1 protein-coding gene, 1 tRNA gene, 1 pseudogene and 1 riboswitch are annotated in these 3,188 nt (G+C 53.8%); of the genes and pseudogenes, 1 reads left to right on the forward strand and 2 read right to left on the reverse strand.

From position 1 onward, the window contains the following. Positions 1–133 precede the first annotated feature (133 nt). On the reverse strand, positions 134–2,023 hold the full coding sequence (gene thiC, locus ACTHSP_RS19040; RefSeq protein WP_314513689.1) for a phosphomethylpyrimidine synthase ThiC: 1,890 nt from the start codon (positions 2,021–2,023) through the stop codon (positions 134–136). Between the two features lie 94 nt (positions 2,024–2,117). Beyond that, a riboswitch (TPP riboswitch) is annotated at positions 2,118–2,217 on the reverse strand. 111 nt (positions 2,218–2,328) lie between these two features. On the opposite strand from thiC, the gene ACTHSP_RS19045 reads away from it, so the two are divergent. Next, positions 2,329–2,405 (forward strand) — tRNA-Met (locus ACTHSP_RS19045). Between the two features lie 174 nt (positions 2,406–2,579). On the opposite strand, the pseudogene ACTHSP_RS19050 reads toward ACTHSP_RS19045, so the two are convergent. Continuing rightward, positions 2,580–3,188: pseudogene (locus ACTHSP_RS19050) on the reverse strand (FUSC family protein); the annotation flags it as partial.

The following is a 3,188-nucleotide window of genomic DNA, read 5'->3' on the forward strand; positions in this document are numbered from 1 at the left end:
AAGAAGGTACTCATGGAAAATCCCCTAAATGTCTTAGTAGGAATTTAGGGGATTTTGGGGAATTTTGCAAAGGTCTCTATTCGTTAAAAAGGCCGTCTGAAACATTTTCAGACGGCCTTTTTCGTTTTACGTTTTAACTGTAAAGCTTCGCTCCTTTTTTGACGAACTCAATCGCTTTTTCTTCCATGCCTTGCTGTTGGGCTTTTTGCTTGTCGGCGTAGTCGCGCACTTCCTGCGTGATTTTCATCGAGCAGAATTTGGGACCGCACATTGAGCAGAAGTGGGCGATTTTCGCGCCTTCGGCAGGCAGAGTTTCGTCGTGGAAGCTCTCGGCGCGTTCGGGGTCGAGGCTTAAGCGGAATTGGTCGCGCCAGCGGAACTCGAAACGCGCCTTGCTCAGGGCGTTGTCGCGCAACTGTGCGCCCGGCCAGCCTTTGGCGAGGTCGGCGGCGTGGGCGGCGAGTTTGTAGGTAATGATGCCGGTGCGCACGTCTTCTTTGTCGGGCAGGCCGAGATGCTCTTTCGGTGTAACGTAGCAGAGCATGGCTGTGCCGTACCAGCCGATATTGGTCGCGCCTATGCCCGAGGTGATGTGGTCGTAGCCGGGGGCGATGTCGGTAACGAGCGGGCCGAGGGTGTAGAAAGGCGCTTCAAAGCAGTGTTGCAGCTCTTCGGTCATGTTTTCTTTCACGCGTTGCAGTGGTACATGGCCGGGGCCTTCGATCATCACTTGTACGTCGTGTTTCCACGCTTTGGCAGTCAATTCGCCCAAGGTGTGCAGCTCGGCGAATTGGGATTCATCGTTGGCATCGGCAATGCAGCCGGGACGCAGGCCGTCGCCGAGGCTGAACGACACGTCGTAGGCTTTCATGATTTCGCAGATTTCGTCGAAATGCGTGTAGAGGAAGTTTTCCTGATGATGGGCAAGACACCATTTCGCCATGATGGAGCCGCCGCGCGATACGATGCCAGTGAGGCGGTCGGCCGTCATCGGTACATAACGCAGCAACACGCCTGCGTGCAGGGTGAAATAGTCTACGCCTTGTTCTGCCTGCTCGATTAAGGTATCGCGCACCAAATCCCAAGTCAGGTCTTCGGCGATGCCGCCGGTTTTTTCCAAAGCTTGGTAAATAGGTACGGTACCGATGGGGACGGGCGCGTTGCGGATAATCCATTCGCGCGTTTCGTGGATGTGTGCGCCGGTGGACAAATCCATAATCGTGTCCGCGCCCCAACGCAGCGACCATACCATTTTTTCGACTTCTTCGGTCAGGCTGGAAGTGACGGCGGAGTTGCCTAAGTTGCCGTTGATTTTGACGCGGAAGTTGCGGCCGATAATCATCGGTTCGAGTTCGGGGTGGTTGATGTTGGCAGGGATAATTGCGCGTCCGGCAGCAATTTCTTGGCGCACGAATTCAGGCGTGATTTGGTCGGGGTGGGTTGGGATATTCGCGCCGAAACTTTGCCCTGCGTGTTGTTTCAAGAGCTTGGCGTATTCAGGCCGTCTGAAAAGCTTGTCCAGTTTCATGCGTTCGCGTATGGCGACAAACTCCATTTCCGGCGTAATAATGCCTTGGCGCGCATAGTGAAGCTGGGTTACATTGCGGCCTGTTTTGGCGCGGCGGGGACGGGTGATTTGGTTGAAACGCAGATGGGCGGTTTTCGGATCGTGCGCGCGTTCGGTGCCGTATTCGCTGGAAAGCTTGGGCAGGATTTCGGTATCGCTGCGTTCGTCCAGCCATGCGGTGCGGACGTGCGGCAGCCCTTGTTTCAGGTCGATGTGTGCTGCCGGATCGCCGTATGCGCCGCTGGTGTCGTACACAGGAATCGGCGGATTGGTTTCCGTACCTTGTGCTGTGTAGGTGTCGTCTTGACGGATTTCGCGTAAAGGTACGCGGATGTCGGCGCGGTTGCCCGGGATATAGACGCGGTCGGAGTTGGGATATTGGAAGCGGATGCCGATGTCTTCGCTCAAGTCGGAAAGACGGCGCGCCTCATTGCCGGTTTTTTTAGCGGTAGTCATAAAAAATTGCTCCTGTTTCTCAGTTATGAAATGGAAACAGGAGCATTGCTTTTTTTCAGACGGCCTTGCGGATATCTTCAATCAACCGTCTAAAATCACATTTGCCGAAACTCCCCACGCAGGTATTATCCTGTTCGGGTGTAAAGGGTATTTCTCAGCCGCTCGGTTTGAAAGCAGCACCCCTGTTTCTTTATTAACGAAAAATTAAACCATGCGGACGGTTTTTTGTAAAGCGACGTTTTTCGCATTTTCTGTCAAAAACGCTTGACAGAGATTCCGTCTTTCCGTATAGTTACAACTTCTGACGCGGGATGGAGCAGCATGGTAGCTCGTCGGGCTCATAACCCGAAGGTCGTAGGTTCGAATCCTGCTCCCGCAACCAAATATAAAAATCCCCTGCAATTGCAGGGGATTTTGCTTTATGCGGCATTTATTGCGAATTACGGATGAATTGATGGAAAGGCCGTCTGAACCATTGGGTTTCAGACGGCCTTTTGCTGTCTTGCGGTGGGGTTTGGGTAAAAATACGACAGGCCTTTTTTCAGACGGCCTCTTCCTATTTGGGCTTGTTGTCGTTGCGCAGGTGTTCTTTCAGGCGTTGCAATTCTTTTTTGTCCAACCATTTATTGCGCGAACGTTGCAACAGAATCACCAATGCCGCGATTTCGTTGCGCATATTGGTGCTGAGCCAGAGGAAGCCTTGCCAGTCGTAATGCAGGCGGGCGGCCGGTTTGCTTAGTTCGATATTGAGCGAAGTATCGATGCGGATACGGCGGGCGTAGTGGCCTTTGATGAGTCGGACAGTCAGGCGCAGTTCGCGTTGGAGTTGGTTGAAATGGCGGTCGAGCAGGCGGATTTCGCTTTCGTTGAGCGTGGGCGCGCGAAGTTTGGCGGCGGTGGTCAGGAGCAGCTCGGTGGTATTGACGATTTTGCGGTGGGCATGCTGCATGGCTTCCATCATATTGTTGCTGATGTGGCTTTCGCCGGATGTGGCGGCCAGATGGCTGCGGCTTTTGACCATGCGGGCGTTGATTTGGCGCATTTTAATCATGTTTTGTTCCAAACGCTCGCGCGTCATGCGCTTGCCGTTGCTGATTTCGGCAATCATTTTGGCGCAGTCGGTGAGGTTGTCGGCAAGCATGAAGCGCCACATCAGGGTGGAGCG

This window comes from Neisseria sp. P0001.S005 (assembly GCF_051963715.1).